This window comes from Streptomyces sp. NRRL WC-3549 (assembly GCF_000721935.1).
Lineage (GTDB): Bacteria > Actinomycetota > Actinomycetes > Streptomycetales > Streptomycetaceae > Streptomyces.
In genome coordinates, this window is record NZ_KL585389.1 from 138401 (window position 1) to 140244 (window position 1844).

3 protein-coding genes are annotated in these 1844 nt (G+C 72.7%); all 3 read left to right on the forward strand.

The window, feature by feature from the left end; translation table 11 throughout:
- Window positions 1-542: ABC transporter substrate-binding protein (locus tag IH13_RS0107995; protein WP_158791100.1), on the forward strand; the 542-nt coding region annotated here is incomplete at its 5' end.
- Window positions 539-1615 carry a FecCD family ABC transporter permease gene (locus IH13_RS0108000; protein ID WP_031082332.1) on the forward strand — a complete coding sequence of 359 codons (1077 nt, stop codon included), beginning with the start codon at window positions 539-541 and terminating at the stop codon, window positions 1613-1615. The genes IH13_RS0107995 and IH13_RS0108000, both read left to right, overlap by 4 nt.
- On the forward strand, window positions 1612-1844 hold a 233-nt coding region (locus IH13_RS0108005; protein WP_037840951.1), incomplete at its 3' end, for an ATP-binding cassette domain-containing protein. The genes IH13_RS0108000 and IH13_RS0108005, both read left to right, overlap by 4 nt.

Below are 1844 nucleotides of genomic sequence, written 5' to 3' on the forward strand. Positions count from 1 at the left end.
GAGATGTGTATAAGAGACAGACCATGGACAGCGTGTACCAGGAAGTGACGGACCTGGCCAAGGTGTTCGGCGTCCCGCAGCGGGGCGAGAAGCTGGTCGCCGAACTGAAGGACCGCGTCGACAAGGCCGCCGCCGACATCGACGCCTCCGACACCACACTGATGTACTGGTTCGCCAACGCCGAGTCCCCCTACCTCGCGGGCTGCTGCGGCGCTCCCGGCATCATCACCGGCGAACTGGGCGCCGAGAACGTCTTCGGCGACACCCACGAGGAGTGGCCCCAGATCAACTGGGAGACCGTCGCCGACCGCAACCCCGACGTCCTGGTCATCGGCGACCTGACACGCAAGTCGCAGACCGCCGAAGGCGCCGAGAAGAAGATCGAGTTCCTGGAGTCCAACCCCGCCACCAAGAACATGGACGCCGTCCGCGAGAAGCGGTACGTCCTGCTCAGCGGCCAGGCGATGAACCCGTCGATCCGGACCGTGGAAGGCGTCGAGCGCGTCGCCGCCGGGCTGCGTTCGTTCGGGCTCACCCGGTGACGGACACCAGGACCGCCCCCGCGCCGCGCGGGACGCCGGTGGCGCGTGCCCCCGGCGTCCGGGTGCTCAGGGACGGGCTGCTGTGGGCTGCCGGGGCCGCCCTGCTGGTCCTGTCCGTCGCGGTCGCCGTGACGATCGGGCCCGCCCGCATCTCCGTCCCGGACGTCTGGTCCACGGTCGCCGCGCACCTCGGTCTCGGCGAGTCCCGGCTCACCCCGATCCGTGACGGCATCATCTGGAACCTGCGCATGCCCCGCACCCTGCTCGCCGCGGTCTGCGGGGCCGGGCTCGCGGTGTGCGGGACCGTGATGCAGTCCCTGCTGCGCAACCCGCTCGCCGACCCGTTCGTCCTCGGCGTCTCGTCCGGGGCCTCCACCGGCGCGGTCGCGGTCGTCGTCCTCGGGGCCGGCGGGGGAGCGGTGTCGGTCTCGGCGGGCGCCTTCCTCGGCGCGCTCTGCTCGTTCGCCATGGTCCTGCTGCTCAGCCACACCCTCGGCGGCACCACCGACCGCGTCGTGCTCTCCGGGGTCGCGGCCATGCAGCTCTTCTCCGCGCTCACCTCCTTCGTCGTGATGACCGCGGCCGACGCCGAGCAGACCCGGGGCGTGCTGTTCTGGCTGCTGGGCTCGCTGAGCGGCGTCGGCTGGACCGATGTGTGGGTCTGCGCCGCCGTGCTCGCGGTGACCCTGCTGATCTGCCTCGGCCACGCCCGGACGCTCGACGCGTTCGCGTTCGGCCAGGAGGCCGCCGCCTCGCTCGGCGTCCACGTCGGCCGGACCCGCGTCGTGCTGCTGTGCACCACCGCACTGCTGACCGCCGCGCTGGTCAGTTCCGCCGGAGCCATCGGCTTCGTGGGGCTGGTCCTGCCGCACGCCGCCCGCGCCCTGACCGGCTCGGGCCACCGCCGGCTGCTCCCGGTCACCGCGCTCGCCGGAGCGGTCTTCCTGGTCTGGGTCGACACCCTGGCCAGGACCGTGCTCGACCCGCAGGAGGTCCCGGTCGGAGTGGTCACCGCCCTCATCGGGGTGCCCGCCTTCGTCCTGGTCCTGTACCGCACCCGGAGGAACCCGTGAAAGCCGCAGACGACGAGGGCCTGCGCGCCGCACGGGTGAAGCGGGAGGCGGGCGGCCGGCTCGTCCTCGACGGCGTGGACATGGCACCGCCGCCCGGCGCCACCGTCGGACTGATCGGCCCCAACGGCTCCGGCAAGTCCACCCTGCTGCGGATCCTGGCCGGAGTCCTCACCCCGCACTCCGGCGTCGTCACCCTCGACGGCCGTACGCTCGCGGAGACCGGCCGCCG